This window comes from Terrabacter sp. GCM10028922, from assembly GCF_042666095.1.
Classification (GTDB): domain Bacteria; phylum Actinomycetota; class Actinomycetes; order Actinomycetales; family Dermatophilaceae; genus Terrabacter.
In genome coordinates this window covers 20,301-41,162 of sequence record NZ_JBHTFG010000016.1, presented here as the reverse complement: position 1 = coordinate 41,162, position 20,862 = coordinate 20,301, and the positions used below count along the sequence as shown (strand labels likewise).

22 protein-coding genes are annotated in these 20,862 nt (G+C 70.9%); 6 read left to right on the top strand and 16 right to left on the bottom strand.

Features of this window, described 5'->3' with window-relative positions; translation table 11 throughout:
• Positions 1-14 precede the first annotated feature (14 nt).
• The 6 genes from ACFQU3_RS15655 to ACFQU3_RS15630 all read right to left on the bottom strand — a co-directional run bounded on the left by ACFQU3_RS15655 (position 15) and on the right by ACFQU3_RS15630 (position 5,557).
• Entirely contained in the window at positions 15-1,001 is a 987-nt protein-coding gene (locus ACFQU3_RS15655; protein ID WP_385911379.1) for a hypothetical protein, read from the bottom strand.
• Between the two features lie 281 nt (positions 1,002-1,282).
• The gene (locus ACFQU3_RS15650; RefSeq protein WP_385911377.1) at positions 1,283-1,825 is read right to left on the bottom strand and encodes a GNAT family N-acetyltransferase; all 543 of its coding nucleotides are present in this window, start codon (positions 1,823-1,825) and stop codon (positions 1,283-1,285) included.
• Positions 1,797-2,111, bottom strand: a complete 315-nt coding sequence (locus tag ACFQU3_RS15645; protein WP_385911375.1) for an MTH1187 family thiamine-binding protein — start codon at positions 2,109-2,111, stop codon at positions 1,797-1,799. The genes ACFQU3_RS15650 and ACFQU3_RS15645 overlap by 29 nt, the downstream gene beginning before the upstream one ends.
• Before the next feature lie 63 nt (positions 2,112-2,174).
• The gene (locus tag ACFQU3_RS15640) at positions 2,175-3,182 is read right to left on the bottom strand and encodes a GNAT family N-acetyltransferase (RefSeq protein WP_385911374.1); all 1,008 of its coding nucleotides are present in this window, start codon (positions 3,180-3,182) and stop codon (positions 2,175-2,177) included.
• A gap of 183 nt (positions 3,183-3,365) precedes the next feature.
• On the bottom strand, positions 3,366-4,331 hold the full coding sequence (gene meaB / locus ACFQU3_RS15635; protein WP_385911372.1) for a methylmalonyl Co-A mutase-associated GTPase MeaB: 966 nt from the start codon (positions 4,329-4,331) through the stop codon (positions 3,366-3,368).
• A 20-nt stretch (positions 4,332-4,351) separates the two neighbouring features.
• Positions 4,352-5,557 (bottom strand): acetyl-CoA C-acetyltransferase, encoded by a 1,206-nt coding sequence (locus tag ACFQU3_RS15630; protein ID WP_385911370.1) that lies wholly within the window; start codon positions 5,555-5,557, stop codon positions 4,352-4,354.
• A 133-nt stretch (positions 5,558-5,690) separates the two neighbouring features.
• Between ACFQU3_RS15630 and mce the strand changes: the two genes are divergently transcribed.
• From mce to ACFQU3_RS15615, 3 genes are all read left to right on the top strand, one after another.
• Entirely contained in the window at positions 5,691-6,131 is a 441-nt protein-coding gene (gene mce / locus ACFQU3_RS15625; RefSeq protein ID WP_385911368.1) for a methylmalonyl-CoA epimerase, read from the top strand.
• Positions 6,132-6,288: 157 nt separating this feature from the next.
• Entirely contained in the window at positions 6,289-7,629 is a 1,341-nt protein-coding gene (gene ccrA / locus ACFQU3_RS15620; RefSeq protein ID WP_385911366.1) for a crotonyl-CoA carboxylase/reductase, read from the top strand.
• Between the two features lie 123 nt (positions 7,630-7,752).
• The gene (locus ACFQU3_RS15615) at positions 7,753-9,102 is read left to right on the top strand and encodes an AI-2E family transporter (protein ID WP_385911364.1); all 1,350 of its coding nucleotides are present in this window, start codon (positions 7,753-7,755) and stop codon (positions 9,100-9,102) included.
• Between the two features lie 101 nt (positions 9,103-9,203).
• Here ACFQU3_RS15615 and ACFQU3_RS15610 read toward each other — a convergent pair whose 3' ends face one another.
• Positions 9,204-9,512 (bottom strand): hypothetical protein, encoded by a 309-nt coding sequence (locus tag ACFQU3_RS15610; protein WP_385911362.1) that lies wholly within the window; start codon positions 9,510-9,512, stop codon positions 9,204-9,206.
• A 16-nt stretch (positions 9,513-9,528) separates the two neighbouring features.
• Positions 9,529-11,307, bottom strand: coding sequence for a 3-hydroxyacyl-CoA dehydrogenase family protein (locus tag ACFQU3_RS15605; protein ID WP_385911360.1), 1,779 nt, complete (start codon positions 11,305-11,307; stop codon positions 9,529-9,531).
• Between the two features lie 94 nt (positions 11,308-11,401).
• On the opposite strand from ACFQU3_RS15605, the gene nucS reads away from it, so the two are divergent.
• A complete protein-coding gene (gene nucS / locus ACFQU3_RS15600; RefSeq protein WP_385911358.1) occupies positions 11,402-12,097 on the top strand; it encodes an endonuclease NucS in 696 nt (231 codons plus the stop codon).
• A gap of 43 nt (positions 12,098-12,140) precedes the next feature.
• On the opposite strand, the gene ACFQU3_RS15595 is transcribed toward nucS, so the two are convergent.
• The 5 genes from ACFQU3_RS15595 to murA form a co-directional block, all read right to left on the bottom strand.
• Positions 12,141-12,806, bottom strand: a complete 666-nt coding sequence (locus ACFQU3_RS15595; protein WP_385911356.1) for a DNA alkylation repair protein — start codon at positions 12,804-12,806, stop codon at positions 12,141-12,143.
• 29 nt (positions 12,807-12,835) lie between these two features.
• Positions 12,836-13,183 (bottom strand): hypothetical protein, encoded by a 348-nt coding sequence (locus ACFQU3_RS15590; RefSeq protein WP_385911354.1) that lies wholly within the window; start codon positions 13,181-13,183, stop codon positions 12,836-12,838.
• 18 nt (positions 13,184-13,201) lie between these two features.
• Entirely contained in the window at positions 13,202-15,220 is a 2,019-nt protein-coding gene (locus tag ACFQU3_RS15585) for a protein meaA (protein ID WP_385911709.1), read from the bottom strand.
• Positions 15,221-15,323: 103 nt separating this feature from the next.
• Positions 15,324-15,683: an STAS domain-containing protein gene (locus ACFQU3_RS15580; protein WP_385911352.1), complete on the bottom strand. Its 360-nt coding sequence runs from the start codon at positions 15,681-15,683 to the stop codon at positions 15,324-15,326.
• Between the two features lie 191 nt (positions 15,684-15,874).
• Positions 15,875-17,161 carry a UDP-N-acetylglucosamine 1-carboxyvinyltransferase gene (murA, locus tag ACFQU3_RS15575; protein WP_385911350.1) on the bottom strand — a complete coding sequence of 429 codons (1,287 nt, stop codon included), beginning with the start codon at positions 17,159-17,161 and terminating at the stop codon, positions 15,875-15,877.
• A gap of 64 nt (positions 17,162-17,225) precedes the next feature.
• Between murA and ACFQU3_RS15570 the strand changes: the two genes are divergently transcribed.
• Positions 17,226-17,864: a cob(I)yrinic acid a,c-diamide adenosyltransferase gene (locus tag ACFQU3_RS15570; protein ID WP_385911348.1), complete on the top strand. Its 639-nt coding sequence runs from the start codon at positions 17,226-17,228 to the stop codon at positions 17,862-17,864.
• Between the two features lie 58 nt (positions 17,865-17,922).
• On the opposite strand, the gene ACFQU3_RS15565 is transcribed toward ACFQU3_RS15570, so the two are convergent.
• Positions 17,923-18,360, bottom strand: a complete 438-nt coding sequence (locus ACFQU3_RS15565; RefSeq protein WP_385911346.1) for a DUF2550 domain-containing protein — start codon at positions 18,358-18,360, stop codon at positions 17,923-17,925.
• Positions 18,361-18,369: 9 nt separating this feature from the next.
• A complete protein-coding gene (locus ACFQU3_RS15560; protein WP_385911344.1) occupies positions 18,370-18,648 on the bottom strand; it encodes a F0F1 ATP synthase subunit epsilon in 279 nt (92 codons plus the stop codon).
• Between the two features lie 118 nt (positions 18,649-18,766).
• Between ACFQU3_RS15560 and ACFQU3_RS15555 the strand changes: the two genes are divergently transcribed.
• On the top strand, positions 18,767-19,204 hold the full coding sequence (locus tag ACFQU3_RS15555) for a DUF6918 family protein (protein ID WP_385911342.1): 438 nt from the start codon (positions 18,767-18,769) through the stop codon (positions 19,202-19,204).
• Between the two features lie 121 nt (positions 19,205-19,325).
• On the opposite strand, the gene ACFQU3_RS15550 is transcribed toward ACFQU3_RS15555, so the two are convergent.
• Positions 19,326-20,786, bottom strand: coding sequence for an NAD(P)/FAD-dependent oxidoreductase (locus ACFQU3_RS15550; RefSeq protein ID WP_385911340.1), 1,461 nt, complete (start codon positions 20,784-20,786; stop codon positions 19,326-19,328).
• Positions 20,787-20,862: the final 76 nt, after the last annotated feature.

The following is a 20,862-nucleotide window of genomic DNA, read 5'->3' as shown; positions in this document are numbered from 1 at the left end:
AGATCAATCCTGCCTCACCGGCCCGAGCCGGCGACGAGCTGGTCCGAGGCGGCGACGATGCGCGCCTGTCCGGACGCAGGGATGACGATCGCGACGATCTCGTTGGAGGTCAGGTTGGCCTCGGTCGTGATCTGCTTGATGCCGGTCAGGAGGGTGAGGTCCTTGGCCGGTGTCAGCTTGAGGGGCGTGCGCATCGCGATGGCGTCGCTGCGCACGAGGTGTGCGAAGACGATCGCACCGTTGCCGTCCTTGAGACGCAACCCGCCGATCACGCCCTTCGGCTCGTGCTCCTGGGTGAACGCACCCTGGTTGTTGAGTGCCTGCGACTGGGCGACTGCCGACTGGCGCAGCTGCTCCGAGAGCGGGTCAGCGGCGAGAACCTTCGTCGCGGTCGGCTTGGGGTACTTCACCGAGGCGGCGAACGCGGCGACGACGTCGTCGGGCCTGGCGACAAGACCCTTCGCTTCGGCGATCGCGGCCGAGCCGTCGGTCGTCGGGTCGAGGGCGTCGAGCTTGGCGTCCGGCAGCATCGGGGTCACCGCGGCGGCCTTGAACGTGCCGCCCTCCTGGACGAGAAGCACGAGCACGGCGGCACCCGTCTTCTTCAGCGTGGTCTGGGCGAGGATCTGCTGGGGGCTGTCACCGCCGCGGGAGATCGCGAGGACCTTGACCCCGGTCGTCGCGAGCTGCGCGTCGGCCTTCTCCGCGGCCGTGCGCCCCGCGAGCGTCTTGGCGTACGCGTTGGCCGACTCGAGAGCCGCCCCGGTGAAGGCCTTCTCACGAGCCGCCTTGCCGGACGCCGCCCCGTCGAGCGAGGAGGTCGCGGCCGCCGTCACCGCGGAGGAGGCGGTCGTAGCAGCGAGGTCGGGAGCGACCGCCGGGGTGGCCGAGACCCCGGTGCCGTCGGTGCCGTCATCGGAGTTGCCGGTGCAGGCAGAGAGCATCGCAGCACAGGCGAGCGCGGCGGCGAGGGCACGCCGACGGGTCGCGGGGCGGGGCATGGAGAAGCCTTTCGATGATGCGGGGGGACGTGTCGAGGGGCTCGACCGCCACCACGATACGCAGGGACCATGCCGCATCCCCAATCCGCGTGATGGGCTCGCAGGGACATTTGGGATACTCCCGGCGCGCACCACGCAGTGGCGGCGCTTCGGTGTCAGGCGCGTCACGTCGGCGCGCTCGTCCGGGATGCCCGGTATGCCATGACGTGCGTGCGGCGGCCAGCGACGCCGGAGCGACACCGGAGCGACACCGGAGCGACACCGGAGCGACACCGAGGGCGTCAGCCGACGGTGTGCGGCACACCCCGGCGGACCATCCGCATCTCGGACACGCCCGTCGGCTCGTGCGCGCTGCGTCCACCCTCGTCGGCGAACCCGCGCCGCACGTAGAAGGACCTGGCCCTGGCGTTGCCCTCGGCGACCCACAGGGTCGCGTCGAGGTCACCGACGAGCTCGTCGATGAGCCGGTCCGCGACGCCCGTGCCACGTGCGTGCGGGAGGAGGTTGACGGCATACAGCTCCCACTCGGTGGGTGCATCCGCGTCACGGCTGGGCCCGGCGCTCGCGAAACCCGCGATACGACCCTTCGGGTCGACGACGACGAGGGTGCGCGCCTGGTGGCCCTCCTGGCGCGCGACGCGCTCGCGCCAGGTCGCGGCACAGCGCTCGTCGCTGAGTCCGGCGAGATGGTCCGCAGGCATGAGCCCTGCATAGGCCTCGCGCCACACCGCCATGTGTACGCGGCCGAGCTCGTCGCAGTCCGCGGGGGCGAGCGGCCTCAGCTGCCAGCCGGACTCACTCATCTCGCTGACGGCCGAGCGCATTCTCGAGCCGTTCGAGCTTGGCGTCCAGCTCTCCCGTGAAGCCGGGCCGGATGTCCGCCTTGAGCACGAGCCCGACACGGGGCGAGCTCTGCGCCAGCACGTCGCAGCACTGCTTCACGACAGCCATGCACTCGTCCCACTCCCCTTCGATCGTCGTGAACATCGCGTCGGTGCGATGCGGCAGACCCGAGTCCCGCACGATGCGGATGGCGCGGGCGACGGCGTCGGACACCGATCCGGTGTCGTCGGCGGCGACGGTGGGGGCGACGGAGAAGGCGATCAGCATGACCTCACCGTATGCCGCCCCGGACCGCCGTCGACGCACCGCCCGCCGCCGCTCGGGCGCCGGTCAGAACGCCTTCTTCATCGACAGCGCCTCTTCGATGATCTGAAACCCCAGGTCGATGTTGATCTGCACCATCCACGGGTTCTGCTCGTCGTTCATCGTCTGCACCGATCGGCGCTCCGGGGCGATCCGCGCGAGCTCCTCGAGGTTGGCGACCTTGACCGCCATGCCGAGCCGGTGACCCCGGTGCTCGGGCAGGACCAGGGTCCCCCACTGGAAGACGATGTCGCGGTCGGTCGCCGGGTAGGCGAGGTCGGTGTAGGCGGCCACGACCCCGGAGCTGGTGTGCGTGGCGACCGCGGTGACGATGGTGCGGCCCGTCGCGCGCAGATGGTCGAGCATCGTCCGGTAGTCCTCGACGGTCATCGACTCGGGCTCGAAGTCGACGTCGCCCGTGGGGGCATCGAGGATGAGGCGGTTCGACGCGTCGCAGACACCTTGGCGCAGCTCGTCGGGCACACCGTCGACGTGCACCGTGACCTCGTACTCGTCTCCCATGGCCTCGGCGGCTCGATCCCGGTGGCGGGCGAGCAGGTCTGCGTCGACGGGCAGCGGGAGCGAACGGACGATCTCGACACTGGCCACCGAGTAGTCGCGCTTGAGGGCGAACCCTCGGTCTGCATGCGTCTCGCGGTCGCCGACGGGCACGTAGACCTCGCCGAGCAGCAGCTGCCGACCGCCGGCCCTGGCGCGTTCCTCGGTCCACTCGAGGAGCGCGGAACCGACTCCCTGCCTGCGGAACCGGGGATCGACGTCGAGGTTGAACCAGCTCTTGTCGAGGTTGTCGCGCTCGGGGAAGAAGAGCTGCGACCAGCCGACAGGCGTGCCGTCGATGACGGCGACCGCTCCCTCCATGCGTTCGCCGGGGAAGTCGAACCGGACCTGCTTGACGAACTCGTCGACGTCGCGGCGTACGGGCTGGACGCGCGAGACCGCCTCCGACCGGCAGGCCGCCGCGAAGACGCCCTTGAGCATGACGTCGTCGTCGCGGTCGAGCGGAATGATGTCCATCCGTCGACGGTGACACCAGCGCGCACCTCGCGCCAACACATTTACGTATGCCGCCCGCTTCCCGTGCGACGGCGGTCCGACTCCCCTCGCGACACGTCAGGTCCCCGATGCGCGGGACCGCCACGCGCGGCCGTGACCTACGGGGTGACCAGCCGTACCTGGTGTGGCGCAGGGGTCGCCGGGTCAGGAGCCGAGGGTCTCGACGAGACGGTCGGCGGCGGCATACGGGTCGAGGGTGCCGTCGACCACCTCACGCGCCAGCGCGCTGAGCCCCTCACGCCCGCCCAGGGTGCCGAACCGCGAGCGCAGGGCGGCGAGCGCGATCGACTCGATCTCGTCGGCAGCACGACGCTCGCGGCGCCGGGCGAGCTCACCGTTGCCCGAGGCGCTGGCCCGGTGCTTGTCGAGCGCCTCCATCACCTCGTCGATGCCGACCTTCTGCGCGGCGATCGTCTTCACGACGGGGGGACGCCAGAGACCCGGCTCGCTGCGGTCGCCGAGCGAGATCATGTGCCGCAGGTCGCGCACCGTCGCGTCGGCACCGTCGCGGTCGGCCTTGTTGACGACGAAGACGTCGCCGATCTCGAGGATGCCTGCCTTCGCCGCCTGGATGCCGTCGCCCATCCCCGGTGCGAGCAGGACGACGGACGTGTCGGCGAGCCCGGCGATCTCGACCTCGGACTGACCGACGCCGACCGTCTCGACGAGGACGACGTCGCAGCCGGCGGCGTCGAGCACGCGGATGGCCTGAGGGGTGGTCCAGGAAAGGCCACCGAGGTGTCCGCGCGAGGCCATCGAGCGGATGTACACCTCGGGGTCGAGGGCGTGGTCCTGCATCCGTATGCGGTCACCGAGCAGGGCCCCGCCGGAGAAGGGCGACGACGGGTCGACGGCGAGCACGCCCACGCGCAGGCCCCGCTGCCGGAAGGCGCCGACGAGGGCGGTCGTCGTCGTCGACTTGCCCACGCCGGGTGAGCCGGTCAGTCCGATGACCCAGGCCGATCCCGCATGGGGGGCCAGGGCGGCCATGACCTCGCGCAGGGTCTCGTGGCCGTCCTCGACGAGCGAGATGAGACGTGCGACGGCACGCGGCGCACCCGCCCTGGCCGACTCGACCAGGGCGGGGACGTCGACGGATCGGCGCGCCACGCGGTGCGGTGCTCGCTCGATCAGGCGGAGGCGGGCACGCGGACGATGAGGGCGTCGCCCTGGCCGCCACCACCGCAGAGGGCGGCTGCGCCGACGCCGCCACCGCGGCGCTTCAGCTCGAGCGCGAGGTGCAGGGCGATGCGGGCGCCGGACATGCCGATCGGGTGGCCCAGGGCAATGGCACCACCGTTGACGTTGACCTTCTCGACGTCGATGCCGAGCTCCTTGGCCGAGGCCAGGCCGACGGCGGCGAAGGCTTCGTTGATCTCCACGAGGTCGAGGTCGGCGGGCGTGATGCCCTCCTTCTCGCAGGCGCGTGCGATGGCACGGGCCGGCTGCTGCTGCAGGGTCGAGTCGGGGCCGGCGACCACGCCGTGGGCGCCGATCTCGGCGATCCACGAGAGGCCGAGCTCCTCGGCCTTCGCCTTGCTCATGACGACCACGGCGGCGGCGCCGTCGGAGATCTGCGAGGCGGAGCCGGCCGTGATCGTGCCGTCCTTGCTGAAGGCCGGGCGCAGGCCCGCGAGCGAGGCGGCCGTCGTGTCGGCGCGGATGCCCTCGTCGGACTTGAACTCGATCGGGTCGCCCTTGCGCTGCGGGATCGAGACGCCGACGACCTCGTCGTCGAAGAGGCCGTCCTTCCAGGCCTTCGCGGCGAGCTGGTGGCTGCGCGCGGAGAACTCGTCCTGCTCCTCGCGCGTGAACGCCTGGTCGCCGGTGTTGGCCTGCTCGGTGAGCAGCCCCATGGCCTGGTCGGTGAAGGCGTCCCACAGCCCGTCGAAGGCCATGTGGTCGCGCACCGTCACGTCGCCGTACTTGTAGCCCTCGCGGGACTTCGTCATCAGGTGCGGGGCGTTGGTCATCGACTCCTGGCCGCCGGCGACGACGACCTCGAACTCGCCCGCCCGGATCAGCTGGTCGGCCATGGCGATGGCGTTGATGCCCGAGAGGCAGACCTTGTTGATGGTCACGGCGGGGACGGTCATCGGCACACCGGCGGCGTGGGCGGCCTGACGGGCGGGGATCTGGCCGGCACCGGCCTGGAGGACCTGGCCCATGATGACGTACTCGACCTGCTCGGGGGCCACGCCCGCCTTCTCGAGAGCGCCCTTGATGGCGATGCCACCGAGGTCCGATCCGGAGAAGTCCTTGAGCGAGCCGAGCAGCCGACCCATGGGGGTCCGGGCACCGGCGACGATCACGGAGGTGGGACGGTCAGCAGTCATGGGTGAAGCCTCTTCCGACGTCATTGGGGATGTCATTCTCACTGTAGCCGCGGGCCCCGAGGGGCCTGTCCGGGCATGACCAAGCGCACACGGCACACGGCGTCCGTATGCCGCGTGGCCCTACGTTGGGACCATGAGCGCGACTCCCGACCCCCTCTTCACCCACATCGACCACGTCGGCATCGCGGTGCCCGACCTCGACGCGGCCATCGCCTTCTACCGCGAGACGTACGGCATGGCGATGCTCCACGAGGAGACGAACGAGGAGCAGGGCGTGCGCGAGGCGATGATGGGCGTGGGCGACTCCGGGTCGTGCATCCAGCTGCTCGCGCCGCTCTCGCCGGACTCGACGATCGCGAAGTTCCTCGACCGCAGCGGCCCCGGCATGCAGCAGCTCGCGTACCGCGTGACCGACATCGACGCCGTCTGCGCGACGCTGCGCGAGCGCGGCCTGCGCCTGCTCTACGACACCCCGAAGCGGGGCACGAGCAACAGCCGCGTCAACTTCATCCACCCGAAGGACGCCGGTGGCGTCCTCGTCGAGCTCGTCGAGCCGGCCGACGCCCACCACTGACCTCTCCCGGACGTGACGCGATGCTGGAGCCCCGTGACCCAGGTCACCTGTGGTGGCGGTCTCAGACGCGGCTACCCGCCGGTCACGTCTCGCTACGTTCGGGTGCACACCGCACTGCCTCGATCCACCAATGACGCTGCGACGTAAGGACCTTCCAATGCAGGCCATCCGCGACGCCATCCTCTCCGGCGACCGCGCCCAGGAGACCTACGCGAACATCGAGATCCCCGAGAGCTACCGCGGGGCGACCGTCCACAAGGACGAGGTCGGCATGTTCGAGAGCATCACCACGCGCGACAAGGACCCGCGCAAGTCCCTGCACATCGACGACGTGCCGGTGCCCGAGCTCGCGCCCGGCGAGGCGCTCGTCGCGGTCATGGCCAGCGCCATCAACTACAACACCGTGTGGACCTCCATCTTCGAGCCGGTCCCGACGTTCGGCTTCCTGGAGCGCTATGGGCGCATGTCGGAGTTCGCCAAGCGCCACGACCTGCCGTACCACGTCGTCGGCTCCGACCTCGCGGGCGTCATCCTGCGCACGGGCCCGGGCGTCACGAAGTGGAAGCCCGGCACCGAGGTCGTGGCGCACTGCCTCTCCGTCGAGCTCGAGGACGCCGAGGGCCACGACGACACGATGCTCGACCCGCAGCAGCGCATCTGGGGCTTCGAGACGAACTTCGGCGGCCTGGCCGAGCTCGCGATCGTCAAGGCCAACCAGCTCATGCCCAAGCCGGGCCACCTGACCTGGGAGGAGGCCGCCTCCCCCGGGCTGGTCAACTCGACGGCCTACCGGCAGCTCATCTCCAAGAACGGCGCCGCGATGAAGCTCGGCGACCGCGTCCTCGTCTGGGGCGCCTCCGGGGGCCTCGGCTCCTACGCCACGCAGATGGCGCTCGCCGGCGGCGCGACCCCGATCTGTGTCGTCTCCTCCCCCGAGAAGGCCGCCATCTGCCGCGCCATGGGCGCCGAGCTGATCATCGACCGCAACGCCGAGGGCTACCGCTTCTGGAACGAGCAGGGCACCGAGCAGAACCCCAGGGAGTGGCAGCGCCTCGGCAAGAAGATCCGCGAGCTGACCGGCGGCTACGACGTCGACATCGTCTTCGAGCACCCCGGCCGCGAGACCTTCGGGGCCAGCGTCTACGTCGCCCGCAAGGGCGGCACGATCGTCACGTGCGCCTCGACCTCCGGCTACATGCACGAGTACGACAACCGCTACCTCTGGATGAACCTCAAGCGCATCGTCAGCTCGCACTTCGCCAACTACCGCGAGGCGTGGGAGGCCAACGAGCTCATCAACCGCGGCCTCATCCACCCGACCCTGAGCAAGACCTACTCGCTCGAGGAGGTCGGCCAGGCGGCCCTCGACGTCCACCAGAACGCCCACCAGGGCAAGGTCGGCGTCCTCACCCTCGCGCCCGAGGCGGGCCTCGGCGTCACGAACCCCGACAAGCGAGCCGGGTTCGAGGCCGCCATCAACCGCTTCGCCAACCAGTAGCCCCGTATGCGGTGTCGCGGGTCCCGCCCCAGGCGCGGGTCCCGCCACGCGGCATACGGACGACGTTGACACGCGCCGTGCACCATCCGGGGGTGACGATGGCCCTGACGTAGGCTCCCGAGGGTGAGCATCTGGGGACGGTGGACGCGCTACCGCCGCGTCCAGCGCGCCCGCATGGACGAGTTCCGGGCACGCGACCTCGGCTTCGACGACCAGTCCTCCCGGGCGGCCTACGGCACCTCGCCGGAGACGGTCGACGAGCAGCTCGAGCACGACCTGCTCATGAGCACGCTGCCCGGCGGGTACGCCGCGGGAGCAGGCCGCGGCAGCGCTGCCGCGGACGACGGCCCCTCCACCACCGGCGGCGACGCCGGAACCGGAGGCAGCAAGCGCGCCAAGAGCACCCGCCGCGACTTCGGCCCGAGCGGCACACCGTTCAACCGGCAGTCGCCGTTCTACGTCGGCTTCGTCGGGGCGGTCGGCGTCCTCACGGCCTACGCCGTCGTCCAGGCGGTGGGGCGGCTCGGCACCGTCATCACGCTGCTCGTCATCTCGTTCTTCCTCACGCTCGCGCTCAACCCCCTCGTCGAGGCACTGACGGCGAGGAACCTACGTCGCGGGTGGGCCGTCACGGCCGTCTTCTTCGGCGTGCTCGCCGTCTTCACCCTCGTGGGCTGGGTCGTCATCCCGCCGGTCGCGCAGCAGGGCAGCGAGCTCGCCACGAACGCCCCGCGGATGTTCGACGACCTGCTGGCCAACCCCTGGGTGCAGGACGTCGACCACCGCTACCAGCTCGTCCAGCGCATCCAGGAGGAGGTGGGCAGGCGCGTCGCCGACGGCAACCTCTGGGCCGGCGTCTTCGGCGGTGTCCTCGACGCCGGCAAGGTCATCGCCTCCGGTGTCTTCAGCGTGCTGACCGTCCTCGTGCTCACGCTCTACTTCCTCGCATCCCTGCCTGCGGTCAAGCAGGCCGCCTACGCGCTCGTCCCGGCGAGCCGCCGCCCGCGCACGGTCTCGCTCTCGGAGGAGGTCATGCGCCGGGTCGGCTCGTACGCGATCGGCCAGGTCGCGGTCGCCGCGATCAACGCCTTCTTCGCGTGGATCATGATGAGCCTGATCGGGCTGAGGTTCGCGGCCGTCCTGGCGGTCGCGGTCGGCTTCCTCGGACTCGTCCCGATGGTCGGAGCGACCCTCGGTGCGTCGGTCGTGGCCGTCGTGGCGTTCTTCGACGAGCCCCAGAAGGCTCTCATCGTCATCATCTACTTCATCGTCTACCAGCAGCTCGAGAACTACGCCGTCATGCCGCGGATCATGCAGCGCACCGTAGCGGTGCCGGGCGCGGTGACCGTGGTGGCCGCGCTGGCGGGCGGCACCCTGCTCGGGATCCTCGGTGCACTCCTCGCGATCCCCTTCGCGGCCGGCGCGCTGCTGCTCTACGAGGAGGTGCTGGTGCCCCGCCAGCGCCGTCACTAGCGGCGGGTCGCCTCCCGCGCCTGATCCCGTTCGATGTGTTCGGTGGTCACCGGTGACCACCGAACACATCGAACCGGGAGCCGAGCGGCAGCTGGGACCGGTCAGCGGTACGCGTTGCTCGGCGGCCTCGCATCGCGCCGCTGCCAGCACCCCGTGTGCCAGTGGCGCCGGTCGCCGACACCCCCCACGCCCTCGGCCGGCCACACGACGACGTGCGGCACGCCGGGAGGCACGTCCTGCTGGCAGCCGGGGCAGAGGTACGGCCGGGTGGCGGACGCGCCGCTGACGGAGCGCACGGTCCAGCGCGTGCCGGCATACGCCTCTTCACGCGTCGTCCCGCCCTGGATCCGGGTCACGTCGAGCGGCACGTGCCCACGCGCGTGCTTGCTGGGACGTCGGCGCGAGGGCATGCCCTCAGCGTAGGCGTCAGGCGTACGTGCGGAACCCACGCCCCGTCTTGCGCCCGAGGTAGCCGGCGGTGACGAGGTGCTCGAGGAGGGGCGCCGGCGCGTAGCCGCGCTCGCGGAACTCGAGGTAGAGCTCGCGCTCGATCGCGAGCGACACGTCGAGGCCGACGACGTCGAGCAGCTCGAAGGGACCCATCGGCAGGCCACAGCCCGTCTTCATCGCGGTGTCGATGTCGTCGGCCGTCGAGTAGTTGGCCTCGAGCATCTTCACGGCATCGTTGAGGTACGGGAAGAGCAGCGCGTTGACGATGAACCCGGCGCGGTCACCGCAGGTCACGGCGTGCTTGCCGATGCTCGCGCAGAGCTGCTGCACCGTCGCGACGACGTCGTCGCCGGTGGAGACCGTGTGGACGACCTCGACGAGCTTCATGACCTGGGCCGGGTTGAAGAAGTGCATGCCGATGACGTCTTGCGGCCGCTTCGTCGCGGCCGCGCACTCGACGACGGGCAGCGAGCTCGTCGTCGTGGCGAGGATCGCGCCGGGGCGGCAGATCTCGTCGAGGTTCTCGAAGAGGGCGCGCTTGACGGTGAGGTCCTCGACCACGGCCTCGACGACGAGGTCGACGTGGGCGAGGTCGTCGAGTCGCGTCGTGCCGCGCACGCGGGCGAGGGCGGCGTCACGCTCGTCTTCGGTGGCCTTGCCGCGCTGGACGGCCTTCTCGAGGCTCTTGGCGACGGCGGCGGTGACGGCGTCGACCTTGGCCTGCGAGCGGGCCACCACCGTGACATCGAGGCCGGCCTTGGCGAAGACCTCCACCATGCCGGTCGCCATGGTGCCCGACCCGACGACACCCACGGTGCGGATCGGGCGGACCCCCGCTGCGGTCTCGGCCGTTGCCTTCGGCGTCAACGCGTCGTCGACGACCTCCGAGCTGCCCGGGGCGGCATACGTGTAGAAGCCGCGGCCGCTCTTGCGGCCCTTGAGCCCGGCGCTGACCATCTGCTTGATGATGGGGCTCGGCGCGTGGAGGCGGTCACGCCCCTGCTTGTACATCGTGTCGAGGATCTCGTAGGCGGTGTCGAGGCCGATGAGGTCCATGAGCGCGAGCGGACCCATCGGGTAGCCGCAGCCGAGGCGCATCGCGGCGTCGATGTCCTCGCGCGTCGCGTAACGGCTCTCGTACATCGACACGGCGTGGTTGAGGTAGCCGAAGAGCAGCGCGTTGGCGATGAAGCCGGCCTTGTCGCCCACGATGACCGGCTTCTTGCCGAGCCGCTCGGCGAGCGCCTTGACGTCCTCGAAGATCTCGTCGCTCGTGATGACGGTCTTGATGACCTCGACGAACTGGAGCACGGGGGCCGGGTTGAAGAAGTGCATGCCGACGACACGCTTGGGGTTGAGCGTCGCCACGGCGATCTCGGTGACCGGGAGGCTCGAGGTGTTCGTCGCGAGGATCGCGTCGTCGGCGACGATCGTGTCGAGCCTCGCGAAGATCTCCTTCTTGAGGTCGAGGTGCTCGGGCACCGCCTCGACGACGAGCTGGCACTCCTTGAGGTCGGCCATGTCGCTGGTGAACTGGACGCGCGAGTGGAGCGTCGCCTGCTCCTCGACCGTCAGCTTGCCGCGCGAGACGGCCCGGTCGGTCGAGTGCTGCAGGACGCCCTTGCCCTTCTCTACCGCCTCGTCGGTGACCTCGACCGCGACGACGTCGATGCCGTTGCGTGCGAAGACCTCGACGATGCCGGCACCCATGGTGCCGAGTCCGATGACGCCAACCTTGGTGAACTCACGAGCCATGGGTGGAGTCTCCCAGAGCCGGGATGCCGCCCACACCCGCCGGCGGCGTGACGCTGCCCACGCGGTCGGCCGGGACCTCCTCTAGGGTGGTCCGGTGCGTCTCGTCATTGCCCGGTGCAGCGTCGACTACGACGGTCGGCTGACCGCCCACCTCCCGCTCGCGACCCGGTTGCTCGTCGTCAAGGCCGACGGCTCGGTGCTCGTCCACAGCGACGGCGGCTCCTACAAGCCGCTCAACTGGATGTCGCCGCCGTGCACGATGGCCGAGGTCGAGCCCGACGAGGCGCAGGCCGCCGACGGCATCGTCGCCGTCTGGCGGGTCCAGCACGCCAAGAGCGAGGACCGCCTGACGGTCTCGCTCCACGAGGTCCTCCACGACTCCGCGCACGAGCTGGGTGTCGACCCGGGGCTCGTCAAGGACGGGGTCGAGGCGCACCTGCAGAGACTGCTCGCCGAGCACATCCACACCCTCGGCCACGGGTGGTCGCTCGTGCGGCGCGAGTACATGACCGCCATCGGACCGGTCGACATCCTCGCCAAGGACTCGGCGGGCACGAGCGTGGCGGTCGAGATCAAGCGCCGGGGCGAGATCGACGGCGTCGAGCAGCTCACCCGCTACCTCGAGCTGATGAACCGCGACCCGCATCTGGCGCCGGTCACCGGAGTCTTCGCCGCTCAGCAGATCAAGCCGCAGGCCCGCACGCTCGCCGAGGACCGCGGCATACGCTGCGTCGTCCTCGACTACGACGCCCTGAAGGGCATCGACGACGCGGAGTCGCGCCTCTTCTGAGGCCGTTGCCCCGAGCCCGTATGCCGTGTGGCCGGGCCCGTCGTCAGGCTCGGACCCAGCGCGAGCGCAGCTCGGCCGGAAGCTTGTCGACGGCGAGCCGGACTGCGACTCGGGGCATCTCGTCGGCGTGCTGCTCGAGGAAGGCGACGAGCCGGTCCCGGTCGCGCTCACCCGCGTGCTTGGCGAAGATGCCGACCGGCTTGTGCACCAGCGGGTCGCGATCGGTCGCCAGCAGCGCGGCGAGCTCCCAGCCGGCCTCCACGTCGTCGGCGCCGAGGAAGCCGAGCGGCGCCGTCATCGCGGTGCGCCGGCGCAGAGGGTCCGACGACGCGGCGAGGTCGCGCAGGATCTGCTTGTCGCGCCCGAGGAGCCAGAGACCGACGACGCGCGGCGCGGCCCGGTCCACCATGTCCCACGTCGTGACCCGGTCGTGGTGCCCGAGGTAGGTGCGCGCCAGCGTGCCCCGCTCGTGGTCGCCGGTGCGCTTGCGTCTGGCCTTGAAGTCGAGCACGCAGAAGGCCGCCAGGCGCGGCTCGTAGGCGGGATGGTCGAGGAGTCGCTCGACCTCCGACAGGGGCATGTCGGTGTGACGCCTGGCGATCGCGAAGAGCGTGCCCATCCGCACGCCGATGGCCTCCTCGTCCGGCTCGATCCGCTTGCGGACGGAGGCGAGCGCCTCGTCGCTGCGCTCGGCCTCGAGCTCGGACACGACGACGTCCGCCGTCGACGCGCCCGCCATCACGCCAGGCCGTCGATCGGCTGCTCGGTGCTGCCGTCGGCGTCGACGAGGAGCAGGACGGGGTCGGCGGCCACCCCGCCGCGGACGACGACGACGGTCTCGCCGCGGTGACGGTCGACGAGCTCGCCGAATCCCGTCGAGCCGTCGTGGAGGTCGCCGTGGCCGAGGTGGGAGGGCACGCCCAGGTCGTCAGCCAGCGACTCGACGGGACCGCTGTCGGGGACGTCGTCGGCGGCGTACACGGCCTGGACCTTCTCGAGGTGGATCGCGGAGGCGAGCCACGCGACATCGGCCAGGCCCGGTGGGTTGACGACGATGATCCGCGCGGCGCACTGGAGGTCGCTCATGGCCCGACGCTACGCCAGTCAGGCGGGGGTGGGCTCGAGCGGTGCGAGGCCGCGAGCCGAGCGGATGACGCCCACCATCTCGCCCATGATGTCGTTGAGCCCGAAGTCCTTGGGAGTGAAGACCATCGCGACACCCGCCGCGCGAAGGGCCGCGGCGTCGGACTCGGGGATGATGCCGCCGACGATGACGGGCACGTCGCCCGCGCCGGCCTCCTCGAGCCCTCGCAGCACCTCGGGCACGAGCTCCATGTGCGAGCCGCTGAGGATGGAGAGCCCGACGAGGTGCACGTCCTCGGCCACGGCAGCCGCCACGATCTGGGCCGGCGTCAGACGGATGCCCTGGTAGACGACCTCGAAGCCTGCGTCGCGGGCGCGCACGGCCACCTGCTCGGCGCCGTTGCTGTGGCCGTCGAGCCCGGGCTTGCCGACGAGGACCCTCAGCTTCTCGCCGAGCTCCTCTCCTGTGCGTGCCACGAGCTGCCGGACCCGCCACAGGGCGTCACCCGGCTCGCTCGACCCCACGCCGACGGAGCCCGAAACTCCTGTCGGGGCGCGGTACTCACCGAACTGCTCGCGCAGTGCGGCCGCCCACTCCCCCGTCGTCACGTCGGCCCGGGCGCACTCGAGCGAGGCGGCCATGAGGTTGGCGCCGGATGCCGCGTCGGTCCGCAGGCGCTCCTGCGCGGCGACCGCCCGGGCCCGCCGCTCGGGGTCCGCGTCACGCGCGTCCCGCCACGCGCGTACGGCCTCGGAGGCGTGCCGCTCCACGTTGGCCTCGACCGTCTGGATGGCGGTGTCGAGGTCTGCCGTCAGGGGGTTCGGCTCGGTCGTCTCGAACCGGTTGAGGCCCACGACGACCGACTCACCCGCCTCGATGCGGCGGCGGCGCTCCGCGTGGGAGGCGACGAGGGCCGACTTCATGTAGCCGGACTCGACGGCCGCGACGGCGCCGCCCATCTCCTCGACGCGCGCCATCTCGGCCTTGGCCCCGGCGACGAGGTCGGCGACCTTGCCCTCGACCACCACCGAGCCGGTGAACAGGTCGTCGTACTCGAGCAGGTCGGACTCGTAGGCGAGCACCTGCTGCATGCGCAGGCTCCACTGCTGGTCCCACGGCCGCGGCAGCCCGAGCGCCTCGTTCCACGCCGGGAGCTGGATCGCCCGCGCCCGCGCGTCCTTGGAGAGGGTCACAGCGAGCATCTCGAGGACGATGCGCTGGACGTTGTTCTCCGGCTGGGCCTCGGTCAGCCCGAGGCTGTTGACCTGGACTCCGTAGCGGAAGCGCCGAGCCTTCGCGTCGGTGACGCCGTAGCGCTCGTGGGTCAGCTCGTCCCAAAGCTGGACGAACGCGCGCATCTTGCACATCTCCTCGACGAACCGCACGCCCGCGTTGACGAAGAAGGAGATCCGGGCGACGACGCTCGCGAACTCCTCGGCCGGCACCTGCCCCGAGTCGCGCACCGCGTCGAGCACCGCCACGGCCGTCGACATGGCGTACGCGATCTCCTGGACGGGAGTCGCCCCGGCCTCCTGCAGGTGGTAGCTGCAGATGTTGATGGGGTTCCACTTCGGGATCTCACGCACCGTGTAGGCCACCATGTCGGTGATGAGCCGCAGCGACGGGCCCGGCGGGAAGACGTAGGTCCCGCGCGAGAGGTACTCCTTGATGATGTCGTTCTGCGTCGTGCCGGCGAGCGCGTGCACCCACTCGGCCGGATCCTCGCCGGCGGTCTCCGCCTGACGCTCGGCCGCCACCTGGTAGAGCGAGAGCAGCCACATGGCGGTCGCGTTGATCGTCATCGACGTGTTCATCTCGCGCAGCGGGATCGCCTCGAAGAGGGCGGTCATGTCGCCGATGTGGCTGATCGGCACGCCGACCTTGCCGACCTCGCCCCGGGACAGGACGTGGTCGGGGTCGTAGCCGGTCTGCGTCGGCAGGTCGAAGGCGACGGAGAGGCCGGTCTGGCCCTTGGCGAGGTTGCGGCGGTAGAGCTCGTTGCTCGCAGCGGCGCTCGAGTGGCCGGCATACGTCCGCATCACCCATGGGCGGTCGGGCGTCACCCGGGCGGCCGAGGGCGGCGTGCTCTCCGTCGAAGACATGGCTCGACGGTAGCGGCGGGGTCGTGCGCCGGGGAGTCGCTCAGGCGGTGAGAGGCGCCACAGTGACGGCGGTGTGGCTCGGGGCGAGGATGCGTTCGAGGCGACAGCCGCGGAGCAGGCGGGTCGTCCGGTCGCTCGCGTCGACGAGGAGCAACCGGCGCTCGGCCCGCGTCGCCCGCCGGTGCAGGTGCACGATGACGCCGAGGCCCGTGGCGTCGCCGATCTCGGCGCCGCCGACGTGCAGACGCAGCTCACCCGGCCCCTGGATGATGACCGCGTGGATCGCGTCGCGGATGTCGGGCACCGTGTGGACGTCGAGACGGCCCTCGATGATGACATCGTGGCCGTCGGGCGCGTCGAGCACCTGGACCGGACCCCTTCGGTGGGTGTTCAGCGTCATGTAGACCCCTCTCAACGCTGTGCCGTCACCCATGATGACGCCCCAGGCCTCGAAAACGTTGCCCCTAGGAGTCAAGAAGTAGTCAAGAAAATACGAACATGGAGCGAAGAACGTCGCTGAGTTCCGTGCCAGGTCGGGCAGGTCCGGACAAAGCGGACGGCCGCGGAGCCGCAGAGGCCCCGCGGCGCCGGTCACTCGGCGAAGGGGGCGTCGTCAGGCTCACGCGTGACGTCGGCACCGAGACCGCGCAGGGCCCGTTCGAAACGGGGGTAACCCCGATCGATGTGGTGGACGCCGCTGACGAGCGTGTCGCCCTCGGCGACGAGTCCGGCGATGACGAGCGCGGCCCCCGAGCGGATGTCGCTGCTCTCGACGGGGGCGCCCGACAGGATGGGTACGCCGTGGGTCATGACGTGGTGACCGTCGATCTGCGCGTCGGCCCCGAGCCGGGCGAGCTCCTGGACAGTGCGGAAGCGCGCCTCGAAGAGGTTCTCGGTGACCATCGCCGAACCGTCGGCGACGGAGTTGTAGGTCAGGGCGAACGGCTGCAGGTCGGTCGGGAAGCCCGGGTAGGGCAGCGTCGCGACGTCGAACGCCCGCGGCCGTCGATCGAGGGCCACGACCCGGAAGCCGCGGTCGGTCACCTCGACGTGGCAGCCCGCCTCCTCGAGGGCGCCGAGGGGCGCACGCAGGTGCGCGGCGACGCCGCCGACGACCTCGATGTCGCCACGGGTCGTCGCGGCCGCGAAGGCCCACGTACCGGCGGCGATCCGGTCGGGCACGACAGCGTGCTCGCACGGTGACATGGCGTCGACGCCATGCACCGTGATCCGCGACGTCCCCGCCCCCTCGATGCGGGCGCCCATGGACCCGAGCATCTCGGCGATGTCGACGATCTCGGGCTCCTTGGCGACGTTGTCGATCGTCGTCGTGCCGCGCGCCAGGACGGATGCCGTGAGGATGTTCTCCGTCGCTCCGACACTCGGGAAGTCGAGCCTGATGTCGGCGCCGTGCAGGCCGTCGCGCGCGGTGGCCACGAGGTAGCCGTGCGTCACGTGCACCTCTGCGCCGAGCGCCTCGAGACCTGCCGCGTGCAGGTCGAGGCCGCGAGACCCGATGGCGTCTCCGCCCGGGACGGCCACGTCGGCCTCCCCCATCCGCGCGACGAGGGGGCCGAGGACCGAGATCGAGGCCCGCAGCGCCCGGACCAGCTCGTAGTCGGCACGGTGACCGAGGCGCTCCGGCACGTCGAGCACGACGGTGCCCCCGTCGGCGTCATAGTGGACGTCGACCCCGAGCCGGCGCAGCAGCTCAGCCATGATGCTGACGTCGGCGATCGCCGGGACGTTCGTCAGCGTCGTACGGCCGACACCGAGCAGCGCAACAGCCATGAGCTTGAGGGCGCTGTTCTTGGCGCCGACGACGGACACCTCGCCCACGAGGTGGGCACCGCCGACGACCCGGAATCGCTCTCTCACCCACCGAACCCTATCGGGGCCGGCCCGGCCGTCGACGGCCCGTCACGGGTGAGAGAGTGGCCCCATGGTCAACCTGACGCGGATCTACACGCGCACCGGCGACGACGGCTCGACGAGCCTCGGCGACTTCTCGAGGGTGAGCAAGAACGACCCCCGGCTGCACGCGTACGCCGACACCAACGAGGCCAACGCCGCCATCGGCATCGCGGTGGCCGCGGGTGACCTGCCGGACGAGGTGCGTGCCACGCTCCAGCGCGTCCAGAACGAGCTCTTCGACGTCGGCGCGGACCTCTCGACCCCGCTGCGCGCGAGCTACGACTACCCGCCGTTGCGGGTCGAGCAGCCGTGGATCGACGACCTCGAGGTCGACTGCGACCACTACCTCGGCCAGGTCGAGAAGCTCCGCTCGTTCATCCTGCCCGGCGGCACTGTGGGCTCGGCCCACCTGCACCTCGCGACGACCGTCGTACGCCGCGCGGAGCGGTCCGCCTGGGCAGCGGTGGAGCACCACGGCACCGAGCCGGGCCCGGAGGACACCGCGGGCGTCGGCGGTGTCAACGTGCTGACGGCGAAGTACCTCAACCGCCTGTCGGACCTGCTCTTCATCCTCGCCCGCATCGCGAACAAGCCCATCGGCGGCGACGTGCTCTGGCAGCCCGGCGGCGGCCGCGTGGAGAAGCCGGAACGCAAGAAGCGCGCCTGATTGCGCGCGATCTGGGGCCGGGCGCCGTGTGCGTGCAGGGAACAGTCGGAGCCGGGCCTCAGGCGACGTTGACGTTGTACCCCGGGGGTGCAGCCTCCTGCCAGGACCGCAGTGCCGTGTAGGCAGGGCCCTGGAGAGCGAGCTCGAAGTCGCTGTCGCCGTCGGTGCACGGCACGCGGCTCGCATCGGGGAGCAGCGGGATGGAGTCGTCGCCACGGAGCCGGTCCGGCGCCTGCAGGAGCATGCGCTGGCGCAGCCACCGGTGCTTCGGGCGCACCGAGACGCCCCCGAGGGAGTACCACTCGAGGGCGTTGTCACCGAACCGGATGAGGCCGAGGCGCCAGCGGTCGCCGTCCGACTGGCGCAGGCCACACAGCGTCAGGGGCAGGCCCTTGGCGATGTAACGACGGCGCAGGTAGGTCGTCGCGAGGACGACCACCGCGATGACCAGGAGCGTGCCGATCACGATCTCGGTGGAGACGAGAACGGATGGCACGCGGCGGCCTCAGTTGCTCGTCTGGAGCGAGGACGCGTCGACGTGCTCGGCGACGATCGTGACGACGTCGGAGTCGACCGAGAGGAAGCCGCCGTCGACCACCACGGTGCGTCGGTCACCCTCGAGGGACTCGATGGCCACCTCGCCCTCGACGAGGACACCGAGGAGGGGGGTGTGGCCGGGCAGGATGCCCAGCTCGCCCGAGATGGACCGGGCGCGTACGAACTTGGCCTCGCCCTCCCAGACCTTGCGGTCGGCGGCAACCATCTCAACCTTGAGCGAACTCACGTTTCCTCCGGATCGTGGGGGTGTGCTGTGCAGTTTAGTGCCTCTGCGAGGATGCTCCGTACGCGAGGTGGCGCTCGCCTCTCGCGCCGATTCCCAATCCTCCACAGGAGTCCGATCCATGAGCACTGCAGTGTCCGACGCCCTCCTCGAGCCCTCCCGCCGCCCGGTGGCGGTCGAGACCCTGACCGATGTCATCGATGCCGAGGTCGCCGACAAGTCCGGCTTCGGCGGCGCCGCCGTCAAGGCCGGGTACGCCGCCGCAAAGAAGCTCGGCGGCAGCTTCGTCTCGAGCGCCACCGACCGCCTGCTCCCCCAGTTCGCCAACGCCCTCGACCCGTTCTGGGCCACGAAGGGCGACCAGCCGTTCGGCGCGCACCTCGCGGCCCAGCCGGACGCGGCTGCGGACGCTCTGCTCGCCGTCACCGACGCGAAGGCCGCGAACACCTCGCACGGCTCGGCCGCCAAGGTCTACGGCACGCTGCGCGGAAAGGCAAAGGAGCACGTCGTGGCCGCCCTCCCGCGCCTCGGTGCGGCAGTGGAGCGCCTCGTCCCCTGAGCCGGCTCCCGCGTTCGCGGGCGCCCCGAGAACGTATGCCGCTGGGCCGGCTCCCTCGTGCGGGAGCCGGCCCAGCGATGCTTCGGATCACTCCGGTCGTCGTCGCGGGTCGTCGCCGCGCTCAGTCGACGCGCGACCGGCTCTGAGCGCCGTCGGTGGGCTCGACGGACGGCTCTACGGCGGCCTCGACCGTGGAGTCGGCGGTGGGCTGCTCGTGCGGACGGTCCTTGGCGAGGCGCGGCAGCTCCGGGTTGTACCCGTCGCCGAGGTCGGCGATGGCCTGCCGCGCGAAGACCTGCTGCTGGGTCACGACCCGCTCCGAGCGCCCACGCCCGATGAACGTCACGACCCAGTGGAGCAACGTCGTGATGCGGTGCTTGAAGCCGATGATGTAGACGAGGTGGACGGCGAGCCACAGGATCCATGCGAAGAACCCGCTGAACTGCGCCTTGCCGACCGACGCGACGGCCGAGAAGCGCGAGATGGTCGCCATCGAACCCTTGTCGAAGTACTCGAACGGGCCCGTAGGCTCCTTGCCCTCGAGGCGCCGCTGGATCTGCTCGGCGGCGTAGCGCCCGCCCTGGATCGCGACCTGAGCGACACCCGGGAGCCCCTTGAGAGACATCATGTCGCCGACCACGAAGACCTCGGGGTGGCCCGGGAGAGTGAGGTCGTCGCGCACCTCGACGCGCCCGGCCCGGTCGAGCGTCGCCCCGGACTGCTCGGCGAGCTGGCGGCCGAGCGGCGAGGCGCTGACACCCGCGGCCCACACCTTGCACACCGACTCGATGCGCTCGCGGGTGCCGTCGCCGTGCTCGACCTCGATGCCGGTCGAGTCGACGTCGACGACCTTCGCACCGAGGCGAACCTCGACGCCCATCTCGGTGAGCCGGCGCACCGCGCGGTCGCCGAGCTTCTCGCCGAACGAGCCGAGCACCGCAGGAGCCGCGTCGAGCAGGATGACGCGTGCGGTCGTCGGGTCGATGCGGCGGAAGTCCCGCTTGAGCGTGCGGCGCGCGAGCTCGGAGATCTGCCCGGCCATCTCGACACCGGTCGGGCCGGCGCCGACGACGACGAACGTCGTGAGCCGCTCGATCTCGGCCGGCGTCGAGGCCAGCTCGGCCAGCTCGAACGAGCCGAAGATCCGGCCGCGCAGCTCGAGGGCGTCGTCGATCGACTTCATGCCCGGTGCGTGCCGGGCGAACGCGTCGTTGCCGAAGTAGGACTGCCCCGCCCCGGCCGCCACGACGAGCGAGTCGTACGGCGTGACCGTCGTGCGCCCGACCGCGGTGTGGGTCACCGTGCGAGCCTCGAGGTCGATCTCCGTGACGTCGCCGAGCAGCACCTTCGCGTTGGCCTGGCGGTGCAGCACCTCACGCGTCGCGGGCGCGATCTCACCCTCGGAGAGGATGCCGGTCGCGACCTGGTAGAGCAGCGGCTGGAAGAGGTGGTGCGTCGTGCGGGCGATGAGGGTCACGTCGACGTCGGCGCGCTTCAGCTTCTGCGTGCTGAACAGTCCGCCGAACCCCGATCCGATGACGACGACCCGGTGGCGGGGGGCCTGCTGGGTGGACGTGCTCACGGTTCTCCTTGTCGTTGCGTGAAGGTCTCGTCGGCGCTGACGTCGTTGCATCCGTTCCAACACCGGTGCTCCTACC